This is a genomic window from Rhizobium sp. CBN3 (genome assembly GCF_030518245.1).
Classification (GTDB): Bacteria; Pseudomonadota; Alphaproteobacteria; order Rhizobiales; family Rhizobiaceae; genus Rhizobium; species Rhizobium aethiopicum_A.
The window spans coordinates 129,068-153,025 of the sequence record NZ_JAULSE010000008.1; the positions used below are offsets into that span (position 1 = coordinate 129,068).

Here is a 23,958-nt window from a genome sequence, read left to right on the forward strand (position 1 = left end):
TCCGGGTCCTCAGCGGTGCAGCCACATGCGCAGCGCCGACAGAAGCTGCTCGGTGTTGACGGGCTTTGCCAGGTAGTCCGACGCGCCGGCTTCCAGGCATTTTTCCCGGTCGCCCTTCATCGCCTTGGCGGTCAGCGCCAGGATCGGCAGCCGCCGGAAGCGGGGCTCGGAGCGGATGACCTGCATCGTCTCGTAGCCGTCCATTCCGGGCATCATGATGTCCATCAGCACGATCGCCACCGAGGGCTCGTTGTTGATGACCTCGATCGCCTCGCTGCCCGTCGTCGCCGTCAACACCCTCATCCCCCGGCGTTCGAGAACGCTGCTCAGCGCGAAGATGTTGCGGGCGTCGTCGTCGACGAGCAGCACGGTCTCGCCGACCAGATCCTCGTCCGAGCTGTGCAGCTCCTGCAGCGTCGCTTGCTTCGCGGCCGGCAGGTCGGCAACGACCCGATGCAGGAACAGCGCCGTCTCGTCGAGCAGGCGTTCGGGCGACTCCACGCCCTTCACCACGACGCTGCGAGCCATGCTGTGCAGCGTAGCGTCCTCCTCGGGCGAAAGCTCCCGGCCAGTGAACACGACCACCGGCACCTCGGCGATGCCGTCGTCATCACGTATTTGCTCCAGCACTTCGAAACCCGACATATCGGGAAGCGTGAGGTCGAGCACGACGCAATCTGCCGAGCCCTGCCGGAGAACAGCGAGCGCATCCGATCCGGAGCCGACGCTGGTGATGTCGATGTCGTCGTGCCCGAGCAGGGCGGTGACGCTCAGGCGCTCGGCTTCATTGTCTTCCACCAGCAGCAGCTGTTTGCGGCGCGGCTCGGCATAGGCCTTCAGCCGCGACAGCGCCTTGCCGAGGCCTTCCGGCGTCGTCGGCTTGCTCATGAAGGCGAAGGCGCCGCGGGTCAGCCCGTGCTGGCGGTCCTCGTCGAGGCTGATGATCTGCACCGGAATGTGTCGCGTCTGCGAATTCTGCTTGAGCTGGCTCAGCACCGTCCAGCCGAGCATGTCGGGCAGGAAGATATCGAGCGAAATCGCCGACGGCCTATATTCCTGCGCCAGCGTCAGGGCATCGCTGCCGCGCATCGCCACCAGCACCTTGAAACCGTTGTCGCGGGCGAGATCGACGAGGACGCGGGCATAATGCGCATCGTCTTCGACGACGAGCAGCACGGAGTCGCCGGACTCGATCCGGTGACGGTCGTCTGCGACATGTTCGACCGGTTTCTCAGCCCGGCGGGCAGCCGCCTCGGCGAACTCGACGACGTTCGCCGCTGCCGGAGCCGACTTCGGCGCCACCGCGCCGGCGCCGACATAGGTGAGTGGCAGATAAAGCACGAAGGTGCTGCCGACACCCGGCGTGCTACGCAGCTGGATCTCGCCGCCGAGCAGATTCGCCAGTTCGCGGCTGATCGCCAGCCCGAGGCCGGTGCCACCATATTTGCGGCTGGTCGAAGCATCCGCCTGCTGGAACGCCTCGAAGATGATGCGCTGCTTTTCGGGCGGTATGCCGATGCCGGTATCGACGACTTCGAAGGCGATGACCGAAGGCGCATGCCGGAGGGAAGGATGGTCAGGCGACCAGCCGCTCGTCACCGATGCAACGCGAAGCGTGACGCCGCCATGCGCGGTGAACTTGAAGGCGTTCGAGAGCAGGTTCTTGAGGATCTGCTGCAGCCGCTTCGAGTCCGTGATGATGCTCTTCGTCACATCGGCGCCGACTTCGATCGCGAAGGAGAGGTTGCGGTTTTCCGCTTCGTGCCGGAAAGGCCGCGCCATCACCTCCAGCAGATTGCTGACGAAGATCTCCTCGGCATCGACCGAGACCGTGCCGGACTCGATCTTCGAGAGATCGAGAATATCGCTGATGAGGTTGAGGAGATCGGTTCCCGCGCCGTGAATCGTCTTTGCGAACTCGACCTGCTTGACCGACAGGTTGCCGTCCGGGTTTTCGCCGAGCTGCTGACCAAGGATGAGGATCGAATTCAACGGCGTCCGCAGCTCGTGCGACATGTTGGCGAGGAATTCGGATTTGTATTTTGAGGTCAGCGCAAGCTCGGTCGCCTTTTCCTCGAGCGCCCGCCGCGCCTGCTCGATTTCCTGGTTCTTCGCCTCGACTTCGACGTTGCGCTCTTCCAGCTGCTGCGCCTTCTGCCCAAGCTGTTCGTTGGTCTGCTGCAGCTCGCGCTGCTGCGTCTGCAGCTCGGCGGCGAGCTGCTGCGACTGCTTCAGCAGGCCTTCGGTCTGCATCGTCGCTTCGATCGAGTTGAGAACGATGCCGATCGAGGTCGTCAGCTGATCGAGGAAGGAAAGCTGCAACTCGGTGAATTCGCCGGCGGAGGCAAGCTCGATCACCGCCTTCACCTGCCCCTCGAAATGCACCGGCAGGACGATCGCGCTCCGCGGCAGCGTCGTGAACACGCCGGAGCTGATCGGGACGACGTTCTCGGGAAGATCGGTGACGAGGATGCGGCGGGCGTCACTGGCGCATTGGCCCACGAGGCCCTGGCCGAAATCGAGCCGCAGCGGATGCGCCGCTTCGACGCCCTGCGCATAGACCGACAGCAGCGACAGGAACGGCTGCTCCTCGTCGGCATCCACCTGGTAGATCACGCCCTGATGCGCGCCGACCAGCGGCGCCAGCTCCGAAAGCATCATCTTGCCGACCAGCGTCAGGTCGCGCTGGCCCTGCAGCATGTTGGTGAAGCGCGCCAGATTGGTCTTCAGCCAGTCCTGCTCGGTGTTGCGCTCCGTCGTCAGGCGCAGGTTGTCGATCATCGTGTTGATGTTGTCCTTGAGCTCGGCCACTTCGCCGCGCGCATCGACCTTGATCGAGCGCGTCAGGTCGCCCTTGGTGACGGCGGTCGCGACCTCGGCGATGGCGCGCACCTGCGTCGTCAGGTTGGCGGCAAGCAGGTTGACGTTGCCGGTCAGATCCTTCCACGTTCCCGCGGTACCGGGAACATTCGCCTGGCCGCCGAGGCGGCCCTCGACGCCGACTTCGCGCGCCACCGTGGTCACCTGGTCGGCGAAGGTCGCGAGCGTATTGGTCATGTTGTTGATGGTTTCGGCAAGGGCTGCCACCTCGCCCTTGGAGGCGACGGTGAGGTTCTGTTTGAGGTCGCCGTTCGCCACCGCCGTCACCACCTTGACGATGCCCCGCACCTGTTCGGTCAAGTTGGCGGCCATGACGTTGACGGTGTCGGTCAGATCCTTCCAGGTGCCGGCGACACCCGGCACCTGCGCCTGTCCGCCGAGCTTGCCTTCGGTGCCGACTTCGCGCGCCACACGCGTCACCTCGCCGGCAAAAGCGTTGAGCTGATCGACCATGGTGTTGATGGTGTTCTTCAGTTCAAGGATTTCGCCTTTCACGTCGACGGTGATCTTGCGTGACAGGTCGCCGCGCGCCACTGCGGTCGTGACTTCGGCGATGTTGCGGACCTGGGTCGTGAGGTTCGCGGCAAGCAGGTTGACGTTGTCGGTCAGGTCCTTCCAGGTGCCGGCGACACCGGGAACGACGGCTTGGCCGCCGAGCCTGCCGTCGGTACCGACCTCGCGCGCCACGCGCGTCACTTCGCCGGCGAAGGAGCGAAGCTGGTCGACCATGGTATTCAGCGTGTCCTTCAAGAGCAGGATCTCGCCACGCACGTCGACGGTGATCTTGCGCGACAGGTCGCCATTGGCGATCGCGGTCGCTACTTCGGCGATATTGCGCACCTGCGCCGTCAGGTTGCCGGCCATCGAGTTGACGCTGTCGGTCAGGTCCTTCCAGGTGCCGGCAACGCCCGAGACCTGCGCCTGGCCGCCGAGTTTGCCTTCAGTGCCGACTTCGCGAGCGACGCGCGTGACTTCGCCGGCAAAGGCGTTGAGCTGGTCCACCATCGTGTTGATGGTGTTCTTCAGTTCGAGGATTTCGCCCTTCACGTCGACGGTGATCTTGCGCGAGAGGTCGCCCCGCGCCACCGCGGTGGTGACTTCGGCGATGTTGCGCACCTGGCCTGTCAGGTTCGAGGCCATGGAGTTGACGTTTTCGGTCAGGTCCTTCCAGGTGCCCGCGACACCCGGCACCTGCGCCTGACCGCCGAGCTTGCCCTCGGTGCCGACTTCGCGTGCGACGCGCGTCACTTCCGAGGCGAAGCGGTTCAGCTGGTCCACCATGGTGTTCAGCGTTTCCTTCAGCTCGAGGATTTCGCCCGAGACCGACACCGTGATCTTCTTCGACAAGTCGCCATTGGCGATCGCGGTGGAGACTTCGGCGATGTTGCGCACCTGCGCCGTCAGATTGCCGGCCATGGAGTTGACGCTGTCGGTCAAGTCCTTCCAGGTGCCGGCGACGCCGAGCACGTTCGCCTGGCCGCCGAGCCGGCCTTCCGTGCCGACCTCGCGCGCTACGCGCGTCACCTCGCCGGCAAAACCGTTCAACTGATCGACCATCGTATTGATGGTCTCCTTCAGCTCCAGGATTTCGCCCGACACCGGCACGGTGATCTTCTTGGACAAGTCGCCTTGAGCGACCGCAGTCGCGACTTCGGCGATGTTGCGCACCTGCCCGGTGAGGTTGGAGGCCATGGAATTGACGCTGTCGGTCAGATCCTTCCAGGTGCCGGCAACACCGCGCACATTGGCCTGGCCGCCAAGCCGGCCTTCCGTGCCGACCTCGCGCGCCACACGCGTCACCTCAGATGCGAAGGCGTTCAGCTGATCGACCATCGTGTTGATGGTTTCCTTGAGTTCGAGGATTTCGCCCTTCACGTCGACGGTGATCTTCTTCGACAGGTCGCCATTGGCGATGGCTGTGGAGACTTCGGCGATATTGCGCACCTGCGCCGTCAGGTTGCCGCCCATCGAGTTGACGTTCTCGGTCAGGTCCTTCCAGGTGCCGGCGACGCCGCGCACATTGGCCTGGCCGCCGAGCCGGCCTTCCGTGCCCACTTCGCGGGCAACGCGCGTCACTTCCGAGGCAAAAGCGTTCAGCTGGTCGACCATCGTATTGATGGTTTCCTTCAGCTCGAGGATTTCGCCCGAAACCGTCACCGTGATCTTCTTCGACAGGTCGCCATTGGCGATGGCTGTGGAGACTTCGGCGATGTTGCGCACCTGCGCCGTCAGGTTCGAGGCCATCGAATTGACGTTGTCGGTCAGATCCTTCCAGGTGCCGGCCACACCCGGTACCTGCGCCTGGCCGCCGAGGCGGCCTTCTGTGCCGACTTCACGTGCCACGCGCGTCACCTCGCCGGCAAAGCCGTTGAGCTGATCCACCATCGTGTTGATGGTTTCCTTAAGTTCGAGGATTTCGCCCGAAACGTCGACGGTGATCTTGCGCGAGAGGTCGCCGCGCGCCACTGCGGTCGTCACCTGAGCGATGTTGCGGACCTGGGCGGTCAGGTTGCCGCACATGGCATTGACGGAGTCGGTCAGGTCCTTCCAGGTGCCGGCGACGCCAGGCACCAGCGCCTGGCCGCCGAGCTTTCCTTCGGTGCCGACTTCGCGGGCGACGCGCGTTACTTCGGAGGCGAAGGAGCGCAGCTGATCGACCATGGTGTTGATCGCCTCCTTCAGCTGCAGGATTTCGCCGCGCACGTCGACGGTGATCTTCTTGGAGAGGTCGCCGTTGGCAACGGCGATCGTCACTTCCGCGATATTGCGCACCTGCGCCGTTAGGTTCGACGCCATCGAGTTGACGCTTTCCGTCAAGTCCTTCCAGACGCCCGTCACTTCAGGCACCTGCGCCTGCCCGCCAAGCTTGCCATCGGTGCCGACTTCGCGGGCGACGCGCGTCACCTCCGAGGTGAAGACGCTGAGCTGCTTGATCATCGTGTTGACGATATCGGCCGAGCGCAGGAATTCGCCTTTGAGCGCCCGTCCGTCGACGTCAAGCGGTACGGTCTGCAGCAGATCGCCTTTGGCGATCGCGGTAATCGTGCGGGTGACCGCCGTCGTCGGCCAGAGGAGATCGTCGATCAGGCCGTTGATCGATCCCTCCATTTCCGACCATGAACCATCGGACAGGCCGAAGCGCACGCGGGTGCTCGTTCGCCCGTCGCGGCCGACAACCTGGCCGACATGTTCGAGCTGCTGGGCCATGCGCTGGTTGGCGGCGATTATGTCGTTCAGCGCATCGGCGACCTTGCCGGTAACGCCGGTCAGGTCAGAGCGCATGCGCACGGAAAAATCACCGCGTCTGACCGCGACCAGCACCTCTAAAAGGGCGCTGGCATCGTTGAACGCCATGCTTTTGTGGTCGTGCCCGTTGAGGCTCTCGGCCGCAGCGTCGTCGCGCGAAAATTCACCGGTTTGCGTGCTCACGAAATCCCCCCTGTTCGACAGAGGGTAATTAGTGCTCGACTGGAAAAAGGGTATGGCTGTGCCGCAGGGTTGCAGAGACAGGCCTAACCCAATGTCAACGGCCAAACTTTGCTTGCATGGGAACAGTTTCCCGCCGGCCGTCGTTTCCGTCCTGACAAGGAGAGCGACATGTCGAACGTCTCAAGGACAGGCAAGGAAGAGGTCAACAATGCGACCAGCCCGACCACCTTCGGAAGATCGGTCGAGAGCCAGGCGCAGATGCAGGATGCCGCGGCGGAGGCATCCTCCGAAACCGGTGGCGAGTTGCTGAACATCTATCGGCTGGAACCGATCGCCAGGCCAGACGATCCCAGATGGGACAATGCCCACAATCACGGCGCCGTTGTCGTCGCCGCCCGGACGCCGGGCGATGCCAGGATCGTCGCCGCGGCACGCGAGCTCGATTTCATGGAAGTTGATGCGGCGCCCGCCGAAGATGTCACCACGGCCAATGCCAGCGCCTTTCGTGACGACAAACTCTACACCGTGATCGAGATCGATCGGGACAGACGTGATATAAAGCGCGGTATCCTCGACGGCACGGTCTCGGTCGACACGATCCGGCCGGTCGAACAGGACTAGAAATCCTTTCTTCACCTGGGAGTTCTCATGAATACCGCCAATCTGCAGCTCAAAGGCCTGATCATGGCAATGGCCTCGATATGCGACGCGATCGTCGAGAAGGAATTGCTCACGCGCGGGGAAATCGATACCGCACTCGCGAAGGCTCAAAAAGCGATCCAGGAGGATGACGACCATGAGCTGTCCGGCGCCAACCTCGCGGCGATCCTGTTTCCGATCCGCGTGCTGCAGCTTGCCGGCCAATCCGGCACCAAAGGCGAAGGCGCAACATTTTCGGATTACGCCAAGCTCGTCGGAAAGTTGAGCTGAGGATATTTTTACTCTGGACGCTGTCGATTTTGCGATAAGCTGAGCCTTTTTGTCTTGTTTTTAAGCCCCTCCTGTGGCTATACCCCGGCCCGCATATCCACGTACCGGGACATTCTTCGTGACCAGCTTCAAATCACTTCTGGCCGCCTGCGGCCTTTCCGCTCTGATCGGCCTTGCCGCAACGCCGTCATTCGCCGGCTCGACCACCTACCCGCTGACGCTCGAAAACTGCGGCACTGAAGTGACTTTCAAGAAGGCGCCCGAGCGGGCGATCGGGCTTGGCCAGAACAGCGCGGAAATTCTGCTGCTGCTCGGTCTTCAGGACAAGATGGTCGGCACCGCCTTCTGGCCGAGCAAGGTTCTGCCGCAGCTCGCCGAGGCCAATGCCAAGGTCAAGCTTCTCACCGTCGAAATGCCGACCTTCGAGTCGATGCTCGCGGAAAATCCCGACTTTGTGGCTGTCGCCCTGCCGAGCCTTGTCGGGCCGAACAGCAAGATCGCCAAGCGCGAGGATTTCGACAAGGTCGGCGTTTCAACCTATCTGTCGCCCAGCACCTGCCTCAGCACCAAGGACGTCAAGGACCAATACGGCAGCCGCGGCGAGTTGTGGAACATGGATCTCCTCTACAGGGAGATCGACGAACTCTCCAAGATTTTCGATGTCGCCGATCGCGGCCAGGCGCTGATCGCCGATTTCAAGGCGCGCGAAGCCAAGCTTCGCGGGAGCGTTGCTAAGGACGGCCAGAAACTGTCCTACGTCTTCTGGTTCTCCAGCCCCAGCCCGTCGGCCGACGCCTATGTCGGCGGCAAGAACAGCGCCTCCGGCTTCATCGCCAATCTGCTCGGCGGCCACAATGCGATCACCGCCGACGCGGAATGGCCGACTGTCGGCTGGGAAGGCATCATCGCCTCCAATCCAGACGTCTTCGTCGTTGCGAGCCTCGACCGCAACCGCTGGGAACTCGACAAGCCAGAAGCCAAGATCAAGTTCCTGAACAGCGATCCGGCTGTCAGCCAGATCCCGGCCGTCAAGAACAAAGCGCTCGTCGTGATGGACGGCCAGGCAATGAACCCGACCATCCGCACGATCTACGGCGCCGAGCAGGTGGCCGAGCAGCTGAAGGCCCTCGGTCTGCTGAAGTGACGGAAGCGGGCCGCCTCTTTCGGCAGCTGGGAGTGGTCACCGCACTGCTCTCGGCCTCCCTCTGCCTCATCGCGGTCGCCATCGGCGTCAGCGTCGGGATCGGCGATCTGCCGATCCCGCTCGCGACCACCTTTTCGGCCGTCACCAACCGGCTAGGCTGGACCGCGGTCGAGCTGAACCGCATCCATGAGACGGTGATCTGGGACTATCGCTTGAGCCGCGCGCTCGTCGCCGCCTTCTGCGGCGCGGGCCTGGCGCTGTCAGGCGCCATCATGCAGTCGCTGCTGCGCAACCCGCTGGCCGAACCTTATGTGCTCGGCATTTCCGCAGGCGCCTCGACCGGTGCCGTCGCGATCGTCATCCTAGGGGTCGGCGCCGGCGCGGTGTCGCTGTCGGCAGGCGCCTTCGCCGGCGCATTCGCAGCCTTTTTCTTCGTGGCGCTGCTGTCGAACGGCACGCGCGGCGGCGCGGACCGCACCATTCTGGCCGGCGTGGCCGCATCACAGCTCTTCAACGCCTCGACCTCCTATATCGTCACCACCTCAGCCAATGCGCAGCAGGCCCGCGACGTCATGTTCTGGCTGCTCGGCAGCTTCAGCGGGGTGCGCTGGCCGGAATTCGCGCTGGTCTCGATCGTCGTCGGCTTCGGCCTCGCCGCCTGTCTGCTCTACGCCCGCGTGCTCGATGCCTTTGCTTTCGGCGACGAGGCGGCATCCTCGCTCGGCGTCAATGTCAGCCGTGCGCGCATGGTGCTCTTCGCATTGACCGCGATGATGACGGCCACCATCGTCAGCATGGTGGGCTCGATCGGTTTCGTCGGCCTCGTCGTTCCGCATGTCGCCCGCTTCGTTGTCGGGCCGCTCCATATCCGCCTGCTGCCGGCCTGCGCCATATCAGGCGCCATCTTCATGGTGCTTGCAGACATCGCCGCGCGCGCCCTTATTCCCAATCAGATCCTGCCGATCGGAGTCGTCACGGCGCTGGTGGGCGTTCCCTTCTTCTCGATCATCCTCTACCGGTTCCAACGCGCGTCATGAGCATCAAGGCCGACAACCTCACCTGGAAAATTGGCAGGAAGACTATTCTGGACGGCATTACCATGGAGGCGCAGCCCGGCCGGATGCTCGGCCTGCTCGGACCGAACGGCTCGGGCAAGACCTCGTTGCTGCGGCTTCTTGCCGGTCTGAAGCGGCCGCATTCCGGCCGTGTTACGCTCGACAGGTGCGACATCGGCACGATCAGCCGCCGCTCGATCGCCCGGCGCATCGCCTTCGTCGAGCAGCACGCGACGACGAACGCCAATCTCAAGGTCGTCGACGTCGTCAAGCTCGGGAGATTCCCGCACCGGTCGATGTTCTCGGGCTGGACGAAGGCCGACGAGGAGGCGGTGGAGGCCGCACTCACCCGCGCCGGCATGGCGGAGAAACGCGACGAACGCTGGCAGAGCCTGTCGGGCGGCGAAAAGCAGCGCACCCACATCGCCAGGGCGCTCGCCCAGTCGCCGCAGGAGCTGATCCTAGACGAACCGACAAATCATCTCGACATTCAGCACCAGATCGGCCTGATGCGGCTCGTCTCCGGCCTGCCGATCACCAGCATCGTCGCGCTGCACGATCTCAACCATGCCGCCATGTTCTGCGATGAGCTTGTTATCATGCAGCAGGGCAGGATCGTCGCCTCCGGCGCACCTGAGGGCGTGCTGAGCGAGAAGCTGCTACGCGAGGTCTTTTCGGTCGAGGCCCGTATCGAAGCCTCGCCCCACCATTCGCGCCCGCATATCCACTATCTCAGGTGAGAGCGGCCGCTCTCACGTCACGATCTGCAGCGGCAAAGCGGTCGTCTTTTTAATCGTCTTGAGGACGATGCTCGATTTGACCGAGGCCAAATTGTCGGTGACGCGGATCATTCTTTCGAGAAACTGACTGAGATGGTCGAGGTCGCGCGTCATGACCTTCATCAGAAAGTCGGCGTCGCCCGTCTGCGAATAACATTCCAGGATCTCCGGCGCGGTCTCTATGAAACGATGCAGCCGCTCGTTTCCGCCTTCCGTATGGGCACGGAGGCTGACGAGCGTATGGGCGACGACGGTGAAGCCCAGTTTTACCGGATTGAGGATGGCGACGACGCTCTGGATATATTGCTCGTTGCGCAGCCTTTCCAAACGGCGCGCGCATTGGGTCGCGGAGAGATTGACCTTCTGAGACAGTTCGCTCTGCGTCAGCTCGCTGTTCTGCTGGAGAGCGGCAAGCAATTTGACATCGAACTGGTCGAGCATGGCCCGCCTCGCATATAAGGGGAATTTCTGCGCAATATAGCCGTTCTTCGCCGATTGTCTGCATCGATATGCCAGCGAAGGGAGATAATCGCAGAAATTCGTCGCGAAAGTTCCTTTAATCTCCGGCCAATGACATCAAAAAACGGAGGTGGACCTGTGTTTGAGGAACTGAAGAACCGGCCGGCCGATAGCCTGCTCGCACTCATCAAGGCCTTCCAGGTCGACGATCGTCCCGAAAAGATCGACCTCGGCGTCGGCGTCTATCGCGATGCCATGGGACGCACGCCCGTCATGCGGGCCGTCAAGGCGGCGGAGCAGTTTCTCCTGGAGACCCAGGACAGCAAGAAGTATCTCGGCCCCGAAGGCGATCTGCAATTCGTGCGCCTGCTTGAGCCGATCATCTTCGGCAACTCGCCGAAATTCGCCCAACGGCTCGCAGGTATTCAAACGCCGGGCGGCAGCGGCGCGCTCCGTCTCGGCGCGGAGCTCATCCAAACGGCAAACCCATCGGCGAAGGTTCTCTTGGGAACGCCGAGCTGGCCCAATCATGCACCGATCTTCGCTTCGGCACGCTTGGACGTGAAAGAATACGCCTTCGTCGACCTGGCTTCACAGCAGGTGACATTCGAAAGCGTCGTCGAGGCCCTGTCTTCCGCTGGGGAAGGCGACGTCGTGCTGCTTCATGGCTGCTGCCATAATCCCACGGGTATCGATTTCACCATGGAGCAGTGGCGAGAGATTACCGATCTCCTCGTGGCGCACCGGCTCGTGCCCTTCATCGATCTTGCCTATCAGGGGCTGGGCGACGGTCTCGAACAGGATGCAGCGCCGACGCGCATGATCCTCGACACCGTCGAGGAAGCGCTGATCGCCTATTCCTGCGACAAGAACTTCGGCCTCTATCGCGAACGCGTCGGCGCACTCTACGTCGTGGCCCGCAACGCCGATGACGTCGCGAAGGCCGAAAGCAACATGGCGGCGCTTGCCCGCGTCAACTGGTCCATGCCGCCGGATCATGGCGCCGCCGTCGTCAGGGCCATTCTCGAAAGCGCAGAAATGACGGCGATGTGGCGCGTTGAACTCGACGAGATGTGCGAACGCATCAACGGCAATCGCGCGGTGCTGGCCGCTGCCTCGCCCGAGCTGGCTTTCATCAGCCAGCAGCGCGGCCTGTTTTCCAATCTCTCCATGCGTAAGGAAACGGCAGTCGCGCTCAGGGCAAACCACGGCATCTACATGGCGGATTCCGGGCGCATGAATCTTGCCGGCATGCAGCCCGCCGATGCCGGCGCCATCGTCGCGGCGCTCCGGGCCGAAGGCTGCCTGAAATCATAACCGAACACATCGTTGGAGCCTCCGAATGAGCAGGAAAGAAACGACCGGCCAAGCGATCACCCGTTCGCTTGTCGCCCATGGGATCGATACGGTCTTCGGCATCCCCGGCGCCCATATGTATGATTTCAACGACGCGCTTTATGACGCCGGCGACAAGATTCGGTTCATTCATACCCGGCACGAACAAGGTGCTGGCTACATGGCCTACGGCTATGCCAAGTCCACCGGCCGGATCGGCGCCTATACCGTCGTCCCCGGCCCTGGTGTGCTCAATTCGGGCGCGGCCCTCTGCACCGCCTACGGCGCCAACGCGCCCGTGCTCTGCATCACCGGCAACATCATGTCGCACCTGATCGGCCGAGGCAGAGGACAGCTGCACGAACTGCCGGATCAGCTCGCGACGATGCGCGGGATTACCAAGACGGCCGAGCGCATCAATCACCAGTCCGAGGCCGGTTCCGTTATGGCTGGGGTCGTCGCCAAGATGCTCTCAGGCCGCCAGGGGCCGGGAGCGGTCGAAGCGCCTTGGGACGTGTTCGGACAGTCCGCCCCTGAAATCGACGTTCTCGTTGGCGCGAGAGCGCCCCATCCAGCCGTCAATCCCGATCAGATCTCTGCCGCGGCGGCGCTGATATCAAGCGCAAGCAATCCGATGATCATGGTCGGCGGCGGCGCGGCGGATGCCGGCTCGGAGATCGGAGCGTTAGCGGAATTGCTGCAGGCGCCGGTCACGTCGCATCGCTCCGGCAAGGGCATCGTCCCCGACGACCATCCGAACTATCTGAATTTCGTCGCCGCCTATGAATATTGGAAGAAGGTCGACGTGCTGATCGGGATCGGCAGCCGACTCGAATTGCAGTTCATGCGCTGGAAGTGGCTGCCCAAGGGGCTCAAGATTATCCGTATCGATATCGATCCGACCGAAATGGTCCGGCTCAAGCCGGATCTCGGCATCGTCGCGGACGCCAGGGATGGAACGCAGTCGCTGATCGATGCGCTGGCCGGTTCCAGCCGTGAGGATCGCACGCGTGAATTTGCTGAACTCAATGAAGAGGCAAGGTCTCGTTTTTCGGCGGTGCAGCCGCAGCTTGGCTATCTCGAAGCCATTCGCGAGGCCCTGCCGAGAGACGGATTCTTCGTCGAAGAGATCAGCCAGATGGGCTTTTCCGCCCGCTTTGCCTTCCCGACCTATGGCCCTCGCCAATACGTGACATGCGGCTACCAGGACAATCTCGGTTTCGGTTTCAACACCGCCTTGGGCGTGAAAGTCGCCCATCCCGATAAAGCTGTGGTCTCCGTTTCAGGTGACGGCGGCTTCATGTTCGGCGTCCAGGAGCTTGCCAGCGCCGTCCAGCACAAGATCGCCGTCATCGCCATCGTCTTCAACAACTCCGCCTACGGCAATGTGCTGCGCGACCAGAAGCAGACCTACAAGGGCCGCACTCTCGGCTCGGATCTGACCAATCCCGATTTCGTCGCCCTTGGCGAAAGTTTCGGCATCCGATCCTTCAAGGCGACGAGCCCCGACGAATTGAGAGACATACTGGAGAAAGCGCTCTCACTCGATGAGCCCGTCCTCATCGAAGTTCCGGTCGAAAAGGGATCGGAGGCAAGCCCCTGGCCGTTCATCCATCCGGCTCCGCACGAATGACCGAAAGGACGTGAAGCCCCGTCAAGGTGATTTGAGAAAGATCGTCGCCAGCGGCGGCAGCGTCAGCGAGAGCGAATGCCGCCTGCCGTGCGCGGGTACGGGTTCGCTCGACACTGCGCCATTGACGAGGCCGGAGCCGCCATATTCGCGCGCATCCGTCGTCATCCGCTCGATCCATACGCCGTCCTGCGGCACGCCGATCCGGTAGCCGTAACGCGGCACCGGCGTGAAATTCGAGACGATAAGGACGGAGGACGAGCGCTCCCGGCTGTAACGCAGCATGCCGAGGACGGAGTTGACGGCGTCATCCGCCGCAGCCCATTCGAACCCTTCGGGATGGAAATCGCCGAACTGCAAGGCCGGCTCTTCGCCGTAAAAGCTGTTCAAATCCTTGACCAGCCGCTGAAGCCCGGCATGCGCCGGCCGGTCCAGCACGTCCCAGGAGATTGACGCATCATGGTTCCACTCGCCCGGCTGGGCGATTTCGCCGCCCATGAACATCAGCTTCTTGCCGGGATGGCCCCACATGAAGGCGAGGTAGCTGCGCAGATTGGCGAATTTCTGCCACTCGTCGCCCGGCATCTTGCCGAGCAGCGAGCCCTTTCCATAGACGACCTCGTCGTGCGAAATCGGCAGGATGAAGCGCTCGGAATAAGCATAGATCATGCCGAAGGTCATCGTGCCGTGGTGGTAGCTCCGGTAGACGGGATCCTTCTCGATATAGCTCAGGCTGTCATGCATCCAGCCCATGTTCCACTTCATGTCGAAGCCGAGCCCACCCTCTTCCGGCGGCTTGGTGACGCCGGGCCAGGCCGTCGATTCCTCTGCGATCGTCATCGCATGCGGGCAGCGCTCATGAATGATGCTGTTCAGGTGCTTGAAGAATTCCACCGCTTCCAGGTTCTCACGGCCGCCATACTGGTTCGGAATCCACTCCCCCTCGTTGCGGCTGTAGTCGCGGTAGAGCATCGAGGCGACGGCATCGACGCGCAATCCGTCGATATGATAGCGTTCGAGCCATTCCAGCGCACTGGCGATCAGGAATCCTTTCACCTCGTTGCGGCCGAGATTGTAGATCAGGGTGTTCCAGTCGCGATGAAAGCCTTCCCGCGGGTCCTCGTGTTCGTAGAGCGCGGTGCCGTCGAAGCGGGCGAGCCCCCAAACGTCGGTGGGAAAATGGGCCGGCACCCAATCGAGGATGACGCCGATCCCGGCGCCATGGCAGCGGTCGACGAAATAGGCGAGATCCTCAGGCGTGCCATAACGGCCGGTCGGGGCGAAGAGGCCGAGCGGCTGATACCCCCAGGAGCCGCCGAAGGGGTGCTCCATGATCGGCAGCAGCTCGATATGGGTGAATCCCATCTCGCGAACATAGGGAACGAGCCGCTGGCTGAGTTCGGCCCAGTCGAGCGACCGCCCGCCATTCTCCCGCAGCCAGGAACCGGCATGCACCTCGTAGACGGAGATCGGCCCTTCCAGTCTTTGCTCTCGTGACCGGCCCTTCATCCAATTGTCATCCGTCCATCGAAATCGTGTCGAGGATGCGACGATCGAAGCGGTGGACGGGGCGGCTTCGCTCGCTCTCGCCACCGGATCGGCCTTCTGCGGCAAGCAATTTCCATGCGGATCGATGATCTCGAACTTGTATCTTTCGCCGGGCGCCAGCCGGGGCACGAACAGCTCCCAGACGCCGGCGGACTGCCTCAGCCGCATCGGGTTTCGCCGCCCGTCCCAGGCGTTGAAATCTCCGACGACCGAGACGCGGCGGGCATTTGGCGCCCAGACGGCGAAGCGGACGCCGGCGACGTCATCGACCGACATTTCAACCGCGCCGAGCGTCCGGCTCAGGCTGTAATGGGTGCCCTCGGAGATCAGGTGGAGATCGAGCTCTCCGAGCAGAAGCCCGAAACTATAGGGATCCTCGGTGATCTGCTCACCATCCGGCCATGTGATCCGCAACCGGTAAGGCATCCTCGAACCCATCGCCGCCGCAAACAGGCCGGAGGGGTGAGCGATGCTGAAGGGTGTCACCTCCCTGCCGCTCGCAGCTTCGATGAGATCGAGGCCTTCGGCACCCGGCAGATAGACGCGCACGATCGTCATGCCGCCGCTTTCATGCGGACCGAGGATCGAGAAGGGATCACCGTGGCGTCCCTCGATCAGAGCCCAGAGGGCATCCTGTCCGATGCCGGCGAGAAGTTCCGAGCGTTCAACATTCATGCCGTGACCCCCGCCAAGCGCGATACGATTTCGGTAAGGCCGGCGAGCGGGATCGGCAGCCACTTCGGCCTGATGCGGGCCTCATAGGCGATTTCATAGGCGGCCTTTTCGAGAAGAAAGGCATCGAGAACCCTCCGTCGTTGTTCGATCGGCATGGCGAGCGCCTTCGAGGTGGAGACTGCCTGCCAATAGGCATCGAGAAAAGCCTGTTCGGCATTGCGCCCGAAACGGGCGATGGCGTCACGACGCACCTCGTTTTCGTGTTCGGTGACCGCGTCATTGTCGAGCTGCGCGGTGGCGACGAGGTAGCTCAGCGACCTCAGAAGCCCGGCGACGTCACGGAGCGGAACGGTCTTGGCGCGGCGTTCGGCGAGATTTTTCGCGGGTTCGCCTTCGAAGTCGATGATGACGGCGTCGCCCTCGCTGACGAGGATCTGGCCGAGATGGAAGTCGCCATGCGTGCGCGTCATCAGCGTCCCGCGGGCGCTCTCTGCCAGACGCGCGCCAAGTTCGACGAGCTCGGAACGGCGCTCCAGAAGCGGGCGGGCGAGCAGATCGATCGCGGGATCGGCATTCTCGTCGCGTTCTGCCAGTTTCGACAGGGCATAGGCGACCTCGCCCGCCACCGCCTTCTTAATTGCCTCGACCTCATCGTTACCGGCGACGACAGGGCTGAAAGCCTCGTCGGCGTTTTCTCCGGAGAGGACCACATGCAATTCGCCGAGCCTCATGCCGACCATGGCAACGAAGCTGATCAGCGGCCGGAAGACGTCGTCGCCGGGCTCGACCGCCGGATCGTTCAGCACGAGCTCGTCGGCCGCGCGGCGCAGATTGTTCAGCATCCAGTTCCAGGCGTCGCCCTGGTTGCGGATCGCACCTTGGACGATAATCAAGGTCGAGCGGCGGCCGCTGGAATCGGTGTGTGCGACCTCGCCGAGCAGCGGCGCGGTATGGTCGTAACCCGCGCAGGTCAGAAACCGCGTCATCTCGACTTCCGGATGGACGCCCGGAAAGATGTGCCGGATCAGTTTGATCATGGCGACGTCGCCGACGATCAGCGAACTGTTCGATTGCTCGGCCGAGAGCCAATGAACCGGCATGCCGTCGGTAACCTGCAGGCGGTCGAGCCGCTCGGTGCCGAGAAATTCGAGGGTGCCGGTACGCCCGGTGATGCGCGAGCGGTCGGCCAGCCCGCGCATGATGCCGCGCGCCATCGGCTCAATCGCGAAACCGTCCGTCAGGAAGCCGACGCGCCTGCCCTGGCGAACCCGCCCGAGGGCAAGCTGCTGGGTCAGAGCGGAGGGTTGCGCGTCATCCCAGGCGACTGCCAGCGGCAGCTGATATGATTCGCTGTGATCCGGTAGCTCCACCTCCAATTCGCCGAGGACGATCCCGTCGGCATAAGGGATCGGCGTCGCCGAGATCAGCCGAGCCGCCTGAAGCGGCTGGTCCTTCGCGCCGAACCACCGCCGCCTGGAGAGGTAGGCGGGCAGAATTTCATTGCTGAGGACGCGTCCCAGCCGCGGCTCATCGACGAGGTCGAGCAGGCTGCGGCGCAGAACCATCGTCACGAGGTCGGGAAGCTGTTCCGGCGGCGCGGTGCGCCATGCCGGCGGATCGGCATCCGCTTCCAGCTGAAACCAGAAGAAGCCGTAGGGCGGCAGCGTCAAAAGATAGGTCAGTTGGCCGATCGGCGGAAAAGGCGACATGCCCGTCAGTTCGATCGGCACGCGGCCCTCGAAAGCCGAGAGGTCGAGCTCGACCGCCTGGGGCAGTCGCGAGAGGTTTGCGACGCACATCAGCGTCTCGCCTTCATATTCCCTGAGATAGGCCAGGATCTTGCGGTTCTCAGGAGAGAGGAACCGCAGCGAGCCGCGCCCGAAGGCCGGATGCCTGCCACGCAGCGCCAGCATCTTGCGCGTCCAGTTGAGCAGCGAATGCGCATCGGTGCTCTGGGCTTCGACATTGACGGCCTCGAAGCCATAGAGCGGATCGGCGATCAGCGGCAGGACGAGGCGCGCCGGGTCCGTCCGGGAGAAGCCGCCATTGCGGTCGGGTGACCATTGCATCGGCGTCCGCACTCCGTCGCGGTCGCCGAGATAGATGTTGTCGCCCATGCCGATCTCGTCGCCGTAATAGATGACGGGCGTTCCCGGCATCGACAGAAGAAGCGCGTTCATCAGCTCGATGCGCCGGCGGTCGCGCTCCATCAGCGGCGCCAGGCGTCGCCTGATGCCGAGATTGATGCGGGCGCGCTTGTCGGAAGCATAGGTCTCCCAGAGATAGTCCCGCTCGGCGTCGGTCACCATCTCAAGCGTCAGTTCGTCATGATTGCGCAGAAAGATCGCCCATTGGCAATTCTCCGGGATTTCAGGCGTCTGACGCAGGATGTCGGTGATCGGGAAGCGGTCTTCCTTGGCGATCGCCATATACATGCGCGGCATCAGCGGGAAGTGGAACGCCATGTGGCATTCGTCGCCTTCGCCGAAATATTCGCGCGTGTCCTCCGGCCACTGATTGGCCTCGGCAAGCAGCATCACGCCGGGATGAGTAGCGTCGAGGGCGGCGCGGATGCGCTTGAGGATCGCATGGGTCTCGGGAAGGTTTTCGTTGATCGTCCCCTCGCGCTCGACGAGGTACGGAATCGCATCGAGGCGGAAACCGTCGATGCCGGTCTCCAGCCAGAAGCGCATCACCTTCAGCAGCTCCTCCATAACGAGCGGGCTGTCGAAGTTGAGATCCGGCTGGTGGGAATAGAAGCGGTGCCAATAATAGGCGCCGGCGGCCGCGTCCCATGTCCAGTTGGATTTCTCCGTGTCAAGGAAGATGATCCGCGTTTCCGGGAATTTCTGATCGCTGTCCGACCAGACATAGAAATCACGCTCCGGCGATCCCGCCGGCGCCTGGCGTGCGCGTTGGAACCAGGGATGCTGGTCGGAGGTGTGGTTGATGACGAGCTCGATGATGACACGGATATTGCGCTGGTGGGCGGCATCAACGAAAGCGCGGAAATCCTCCATGGTCCCGTAATCCGGGCTGACATTGCCGTAATCGGCGATGTCGTAACCATCGTCACGACGCGGTGAGGGAAAGAAAGGCAAAAGCCAGATGGCGTTGACGCCGAGTGCTGCGACGTGATCGAGCTTCTGGTGCAGGCCGGCAAAATCGCCGACGCCATCGCCATTGGCGTCGTAGAACGACTTGATGTGCAGCTGGTAGATGATCGCATCCTTGTACCAGAGCAGCGGGTCGACGCTACCGGGATTCATCGTGTCCATTCATGCCTCCGCTGCGCGAACGCGCCAGATCGCAAAAGGCAGGATTTGTGGATTGAAACCCACTCTCTGCCGTTTGCCGTTCCACCTGAACCGTTGCCCCGTGACCAAATCCTCGGCGTCGAGCGCGCCGTCGTCCCCAAGCCCCCATTTCCACAGAGGCAGCTCGATATCGCTTTCCTGAATATGATGCGGGTCGAGGCTGATCGCGATCAGCAACACATTGTCGCGGGCGCGGCTCGCCTTCTCGAAGAACAGGATGTTGTCATTCCAGGCGTTCAGCAGCGTCAGCCCGAGATGCGAATGCAGGGCGGTGTTTTCGTTCCGGATGCGGTTCAGCATCCGGATTTCGCCGATGATGTTGCCCGGCCGGTCGTAATCCCAGGCGCGGATCTCGTATTTCTCGCTGTCGGCATATTCCTTGCGTTTGGCATCGGGACGCCCCTCGCAAAGTTCGAAACCGTTATAAACGCCCCATAGTCCGGAAAGCGTCGCGGCGAGTGCCGCGCGGATCAGGAAGGCCGGACGCGGCGCGTTCTGGAGAAAATCCGGGTTGATGTCGTGGGTGTTGACGAAGAAATGCGGGCGGAAGAATTCCTTCGGCGCCGTCTCGGTCAGCTCGCGCATATATTGCTCGAGCTCCCACTTGGTATTGCGCCAGGTGAAGTATGTATAGGACTGGGAGAAGCCGATCTTCGCCAACCGGTACATGACCTTCGGCCTGGTGAAGGCTTCCGACAGGAAGACGACCTCGGGATGACGCGCCCTGATATCGCCGATCAGCCATTCCCAGAAGGGAAAAGGCTTCGTGTGCGGGTTGTCGACGCGAAACAGCTTGACGCCCTGGTCGACCCAGAGCTGGACGATGTCCCGGAGCTCCACCCACAGAGAGGGCAGCGCGTCTTTCGTATAGAAATCGACATTGACGATGTCCTCGTATTTTTTCGGCGGGTTCTCGGCATATTTGATCGTGCCATCAGGCCTCCAGTCGAACCAGCCGGGATGCTCCGTCAGCCAGGGATGATCGGGCGAAGCCTGGATCGCAATGTCGAGCGCGATCTCCAGCCCATGCCGGCCCGCCTCCTCGACCAGCCGGCCGAAATCCTCGAAATCGCCGAGCTCGGGATGAATGGCATCATGGCCGCCCTCCTCGGAGCCGATGGCATAGGGGCTTCCGGGATCATCAGGCGCGGCCTTCAGGCTGTTGTTGCGTCCCTTCCGGTTGGTCGATCCAATCGGATGGATCGGTGGGAAGTACAGCACATCGAAGCCCATGTCGCGGATAGCAGGCAATCTTGGGATGACGTCGTCGAAGGTGCCGTGCCGGTTCGGATCGCCGCTCTGCGAGCGCGGGAAAATCTGGTACCAGCTGGCAAAGGCTGCCGATTTGCGTTCGGCATCGACGGCGCTTGTCGTGGAGCGAAGCCGGAAAGGCCGCCTGTCAGCCTTGTTCATCAACTCGGAGGTCTCGGGGTCGAGCAAGATCGCCGTGCGCTCGGCATCCGCCGCGTTTTCAAGACCGTCGATGAGCGCCTGCAACTCGGCGCCGAGTGCCGGCGGCGCTTCAGCCTTCGCGGCGCGGACGAGGTTCAATCCCTCCTGAAGTTCCAGCTTCAGGTCCAGCCTGGCATCGTTCTTCTTGGTCAGTTCGTAGCGGAAGATCGCAAACGGGTTCTTCCACGCTTCGACTGCGAACTCGTAGCGCCCGATGCGCTCCAGCAGGAATTCGGCACGCCAGCGGTCGTTCTCGACCAGCTGCATCTCGGTCTCTTTCCACTCCGCCATGGCCTCGTGCGGCCGCCAGAGCAGGACGGCCGCGATCGGATCGTGGCCGTCGGCGACTATATCGGCCTCGACGGTGACGGTCTCGCCGACCACACGCTTGACAGGAAAACGTCCGTCATCGACGCGCGGCATGATGCTTTCGATGGCAAGCCGCGGCGAGGCGATCGCCTGCTCGACGTCGAGGGCGGGCCGGGATGCGATCGGCTCCGGCGCTTTGGCTTCGATGATCCGTGTCTCTCCTGCCCGCAGGCGCAGGACGGCGCCATCGGCCGCGACGGGAAGATAACCGGAGGCCGCCTCGCGCAGCGCCGTCATCGGCGCGGATGCGCTTCTCCTGAGGTCCCGGTTAATCAGGACGAACCGCACATTTGATGCGCTGCGAAGATCCTGCTCCTCGGATTGCACAAGCGCCGAAACCGGCCCGTTGGCGTTGCGGATCAGGCGAAGCGATGGCGCGCGCGCCTGGCCGGCCCTGCCAATTTCGGCATTGGCGACGCGTATCTCGGAGGAGATGTCGAAGGCGAGATCATGGCGCAGCCTCCGCAGCCCCGAACCATCGCCGTGGGTCGGATCGAGCGGCGTCGCCGCACCATATTCGAAACCGATCGGAACCATGAGGCCGCCGCCGAGCGAGGCGGCGAGCCGCAGCGCTCTGACGGCACGTCGCTCGAGGATTTCACGGCTCTCGGTCCCATGCGCAATCCGTCTGGCAAAGGGCGGTTCGGGAAAGGCGACCTGCCAGCCGAGCGCCTCCTGGACGCGATGCTCCTCGACGAACCATCTCTCGTCGAGATCCCACCAGGCCATCGATGAAAAACATCCTGAAAAGCCCGCATCCGCGATCGCTCTTCTTACCGCAAAATCGGTGCCGGGCGTCCAGGCGAGGAATTGCGCGTCAGCCTTCTCGCGCACCGCGGCGATCAGCGATTTGAAAAGCGCCGGTGCGGCGCGGTCGATCCCGAGCACCCGGTAGCCGGAGAGGCCGAGCCCGGACAGCCGCCACAGCCGTTCGGCCCACTCCCCCAACAAATGCAATTGCCGCTCGGACCCGATCGTGTTCATCGGCTCCGCCGGATCGAGCGGCGAGCGTCGAGGATCGACCGGATGAAAGCCCGCTTGCGCATCGCCGACTTTGCCGTCGAGCATCAGGTCCATCATCAGGCCGACGCCGCTCTTGTCAGCGGCCTCCGCCAAGCGCGATATCCCGTCATCGACCGCGCTTCCGAGCTGCAGTTCAGGATCGAGGCGATCGAAATCCCGGGAGGTAAAGACGCTGCAGTCCCCGCCTCGGTCGAAGAGCGGCGCCGTCAGAACATAATCAAAGCCGGTATCCGCCGCATGGCCGAAAACCTCGCGCCATGCATCGATGCCTTGGAGAAGCAGCGGGTTGACATAATAGATCCGGGGTGGGGTGCTGAGCGCACCCTGCTTCGCAGAGAGTAACATCGGCCGCCGCCTCGCGTTTGCTTTTCAGGCAAACTTCCTTTGGCGGAGGTTGTTCCACTCAACCCGTCAATTCACGGCTGTATGGAGCATGGCAAGGCGAAACACACCTATGCGGCGAGATGGGAGACGACGTGATCCGGCAAGCCGGTCTCGCTCAACGAGAGAAAGAAGGCCTCAATATTTGCCGGTAGAGATATTGCCGGTATGCGTTAAAAGATCCTCTGCCGGTTTCCGATCCGAAAATTATCGAGCGGTTGAGAGCCCATCAATGCTTCGATCACTAGTCTTCACCGCCGCCCTCACGGCTTGCATACCCTGCCTCGCCTCCTGGAGCATCGAGACCGATCGCTCGACGGCTGATAAGCACGGCCTGTTCGAAATCCGCGAGGAGGCCAGGCGTTTCATCGCACAGGAGAACGCCAAGGGGCAGGAGCGCTGGGACGTGCTGGAACCGAACGCGAAGGTGCTGGTTCCCCGATGCGCCGTCCCGCTCCAGGCGCAATGGACGCCGAAGAGCCTCGGCCGCTCGAAGCCCAGTGTGATGGTGATCTGCGCGACCGCCGTGCCGAACGCCGTGATGGAACGGTGGGATGTGCCAGTACCGGTGGAGCGGAAATCGGGGAGCCCTTAGAGGGCGAGCATCCAAACGAGATTTGATGTGGTAGATGATATCACTGCGATTGCAATGAAGGCGAGCAGACATGAACCCAGCGGTAGAATTGTGCTCCTATCCCGGACTTGACGAGCGCATCGTCATCCTCCGGGCGGGAGACGAAGTCGATGCCGTGTTTGTGCGGACCGAGAGGTTCAATGTCCTGATCGATACGCTCGGCACGCCGGAACTGTGCCGGATGGCGCTGGATCTGCTTGGGGACAGAAGCGAGGATCGCCCGTTGATCGTCGTCAATTCGCATATGGATTGGGATCACTTCTGGGGAAACTCTGCGGTTTCAGGGCGTGCTCCGATCATCGCGCATGCCGCAGCACTCGACCGTCTGCGTGATGGCTCGACGCAGCAGGTCCTGAAGGACAAGGCGAGCCAGGAACCGCGGTTTGCGAATGTCGAACTCATCGGTCCGGATATCACCTTCTCCGGCTCGATGGTCCTAAACGGCGGCGATCTGACGCTCGAACTCGTTCATACACCGGGACACACGCCCGACCATATCGCCGTCTGGATTCCGGAACTCCGCATCTGCCTGGCCGTCGACGCGGTGGAATATCCCATTCCCGAAGTCTGGAGCAGTCGTGCCGATGATCTTCGCCAGATCCGCTCCTCGCTCAGGCGGATCCGTGACCTTGATGCGAGATTGGTCATTCCCGCGCACGGCAGGACATCTTCGCCTTCGGCAGTGGATGAGAACCTTGCTTATTTCGAAGCCCTGGCGGTTCGTGTCGGCGGCCTGAGTGAAAGCCGGCTGGCTGACCCGCAACTCGGCAGTACACGTGGTTTCCGGCTTGAAGACTTCGTCGCCATTCCCGACGGAATGCCTTCGGACACGGCGGCGTTCTACCGGAACTGCCATGAGACGAACCTTGCCGCTACGGTTCAGGCCCATATCGAAAAACTGAAATCTGCCTAGGAGGC

The 23,958-nt window shown here is 62.6% G+C and carries 14 protein-coding genes; 9 read left to right on the top strand and 5 right to left on the bottom strand.

Going from position 1 to position 23,958, the window contains the following annotated elements; translation table 11 throughout:
• Nucleotides 1-9 precede the first annotated feature (9 nt).
• A complete protein-coding gene (locus QWJ46_RS14515) occupies nt 10-6,309 on the bottom strand; it encodes a HAMP domain-containing protein (protein WP_302751773.1) in 6,300 nt (2,099 codons plus the stop codon).
• Between the two features lie 168 nt (nt 6,310-6,477).
• On the opposite strand from QWJ46_RS14515, the gene QWJ46_RS14520 reads away from it, so the two are divergent.
• The 5 genes from QWJ46_RS14520 (at nt 6,478) to QWJ46_RS14540 (ending at nt 10,178) form a co-directional block, all read left to right on the top strand.
• Complete coding sequence (locus tag QWJ46_RS14520) at nt 6,478-6,930, top strand: hypothetical protein (protein WP_302751774.1); 453 nt, start codon at nt 6,478-6,480, stop codon at nt 6,928-6,930.
• A 27-nt stretch (nt 6,931-6,957) separates the two neighbouring features.
• The gene (locus QWJ46_RS14525; RefSeq protein WP_184456355.1) at nt 6,958-7,239 is read left to right on the top strand and encodes a hypothetical protein; all 282 of its coding nucleotides are present in this window, start codon (nt 6,958-6,960) and stop codon (nt 7,237-7,239) included.
• Between the two features lie 118 nt (nt 7,240-7,357).
• On the top strand, nt 7,358-8,383 hold the full coding sequence (locus tag QWJ46_RS14530) for an ABC transporter substrate-binding protein (RefSeq protein ID WP_302751777.1): 1,026 nt from the start codon (nt 7,358-7,360) through the stop codon (nt 8,381-8,383).
• Entirely contained in the window at nt 8,380-9,420 is a 1,041-nt protein-coding gene (locus tag QWJ46_RS14535) for an iron ABC transporter permease (RefSeq protein WP_302751779.1), read from the top strand. The genes QWJ46_RS14530 and QWJ46_RS14535 overlap by 4 nt, the downstream gene beginning before the upstream one ends.
• Nucleotides 9,417-10,178, top strand: coding sequence for an ABC transporter ATP-binding protein (locus QWJ46_RS14540; RefSeq protein ID WP_302751780.1), 762 nt, complete (start codon nt 9,417-9,419; stop codon nt 10,176-10,178). Before QWJ46_RS14535 ends, QWJ46_RS14540 begins: the two co-directional genes overlap by 4 nt.
• Nucleotides 10,179-10,190: 12 nt before the next feature.
• On the opposite strand, the gene QWJ46_RS14545 is transcribed toward QWJ46_RS14540, so the two are convergent.
• Nucleotides 10,191-10,658, bottom strand: coding sequence for an Lrp/AsnC family transcriptional regulator (locus QWJ46_RS14545; protein ID WP_302751781.1), 468 nt, complete (start codon nt 10,656-10,658; stop codon nt 10,191-10,193).
• A 156-nt stretch (nt 10,659-10,814) separates the two neighbouring features.
• Between QWJ46_RS14545 and QWJ46_RS14550 the strand changes: the two genes are divergently transcribed.
• Nucleotides 10,815-11,993 (top strand): amino acid aminotransferase, encoded by a 1,179-nt coding sequence (locus QWJ46_RS14550; RefSeq protein ID WP_302751782.1) that lies wholly within the window; start codon nt 10,815-10,817, stop codon nt 11,991-11,993.
• Between the two features lie 25 nt (nt 11,994-12,018).
• Nucleotides 12,019-13,644 (top strand): thiamine pyrophosphate-dependent enzyme, encoded by a 1,626-nt coding sequence (locus QWJ46_RS14555; RefSeq protein ID WP_302751784.1) that lies wholly within the window; start codon nt 12,019-12,021, stop codon nt 13,642-13,644.
• Between the two features lie 21 nt (nt 13,645-13,665).
• Here QWJ46_RS14555 and glgB read toward each other — a convergent pair whose 3' ends face one another.
• From glgB to QWJ46_RS14570, 3 genes are read right to left on the bottom strand one after another with little or no spacing between them, the layout of a single operon-like run.
• The gene (gene glgB, locus QWJ46_RS14560; RefSeq protein ID WP_302751786.1) at nt 13,666-15,864 is read right to left on the bottom strand and encodes a 1,4-alpha-glucan branching protein GlgB; all 2,199 of its coding nucleotides are present in this window, start codon (nt 15,862-15,864) and stop codon (nt 13,666-13,668) included.
• On the bottom strand, nt 15,861-19,142 hold the full coding sequence (gene treS / locus QWJ46_RS14565) for a maltose alpha-D-glucosyltransferase (RefSeq protein ID WP_302751787.1): 3,282 nt from the start codon (nt 19,140-19,142) through the stop codon (nt 15,861-15,863). The genes glgB and treS overlap by 4 nt, the downstream gene beginning before the upstream one ends.
• Nucleotides 19,143-22,370 (bottom strand): alpha-1,4-glucan--maltose-1-phosphate maltosyltransferase, encoded by a 3,228-nt coding sequence (locus QWJ46_RS14570; protein WP_302751788.1) that lies wholly within the window; start codon nt 22,368-22,370, stop codon nt 19,143-19,145.
• Between the two features lie 268 nt (nt 22,371-22,638).
• On the opposite strand from QWJ46_RS14570, the gene QWJ46_RS14575 reads away from it, so the two are divergent.
• Nucleotides 22,639-23,001 (top strand): hypothetical protein, encoded by a 363-nt coding sequence (locus QWJ46_RS14575; protein WP_302751789.1) that lies wholly within the window; start codon nt 22,639-22,641, stop codon nt 22,999-23,001.
• 70 nt (nt 23,002-23,071) lie between these two features.
• Nucleotides 23,072-23,953, top strand: a complete 882-nt coding sequence (locus QWJ46_RS14580; protein ID WP_302751790.1) for an MBL fold metallo-hydrolase — start codon at nt 23,072-23,074, stop codon at nt 23,951-23,953.
• The last annotated feature ends 5 nt before the right edge of the window (nt 23,954-23,958 follow it).

Excerpts from the sequence above, each read along its gene's own strand:
- QWJ46_RS14520 (WP_302751774.1), top strand. The coding sequence starts at position 6,478 with ATGTCGAACGTCTCAAGGACAGGCAAGGAAGAGGTCAACAATGCGACC.
- QWJ46_RS14525 (WP_184456355.1), top strand. The coding sequence starts at position 6,958 with ATGAATACCGCCAATCTGCAGCTCAAAGGCCTGATCATGGCAATGGCC.
- QWJ46_RS14540 (WP_302751780.1), top strand. The coding sequence starts at position 9,417 with ATGAGCATCAAGGCCGACAACCTCACCTGGAAAATTGGCAGGAAGACT.
- QWJ46_RS14545 (WP_302751781.1), bottom strand. The coding sequence starts at position 10,658 with ATGCTCGACCAGTTCGATGTCAAATTGCTTGCCGCTCTCCAGCAGAAC.
- QWJ46_RS14555 (WP_302751784.1), top strand. The coding sequence starts at position 12,019 with ATGAGCAGGAAAGAAACGACCGGCCAAGCGATCACCCGTTCGCTTGTC.
- glgB (WP_302751786.1), bottom strand. The coding sequence starts at position 15,864 with ATGAATGTTGAACGCTCGGAACTTCTCGCCGGCATCGGACAGGATGCC.
- treS (WP_302751787.1), bottom strand. The coding sequence starts at position 19,142 with ATGGACACGATGAATCCCGGTAGCGTCGACCCGCTGCTCTGGTACAAG.
- QWJ46_RS14570 (WP_302751788.1), bottom strand. The coding sequence starts at position 22,370 with ATGTTACTCTCTGCGAAGCAGGGTGCGCTCAGCACCCCACCCCGGATC.
- QWJ46_RS14575 (WP_302751789.1), top strand. The coding sequence starts at position 22,639 with ATGCTTCGATCACTAGTCTTCACCGCCGCCCTCACGGCTTGCATACCC.
- QWJ46_RS14580 (WP_302751790.1), top strand. The coding sequence starts at position 23,072 with ATGAACCCAGCGGTAGAATTGTGCTCCTATCCCGGACTTGACGAGCGC.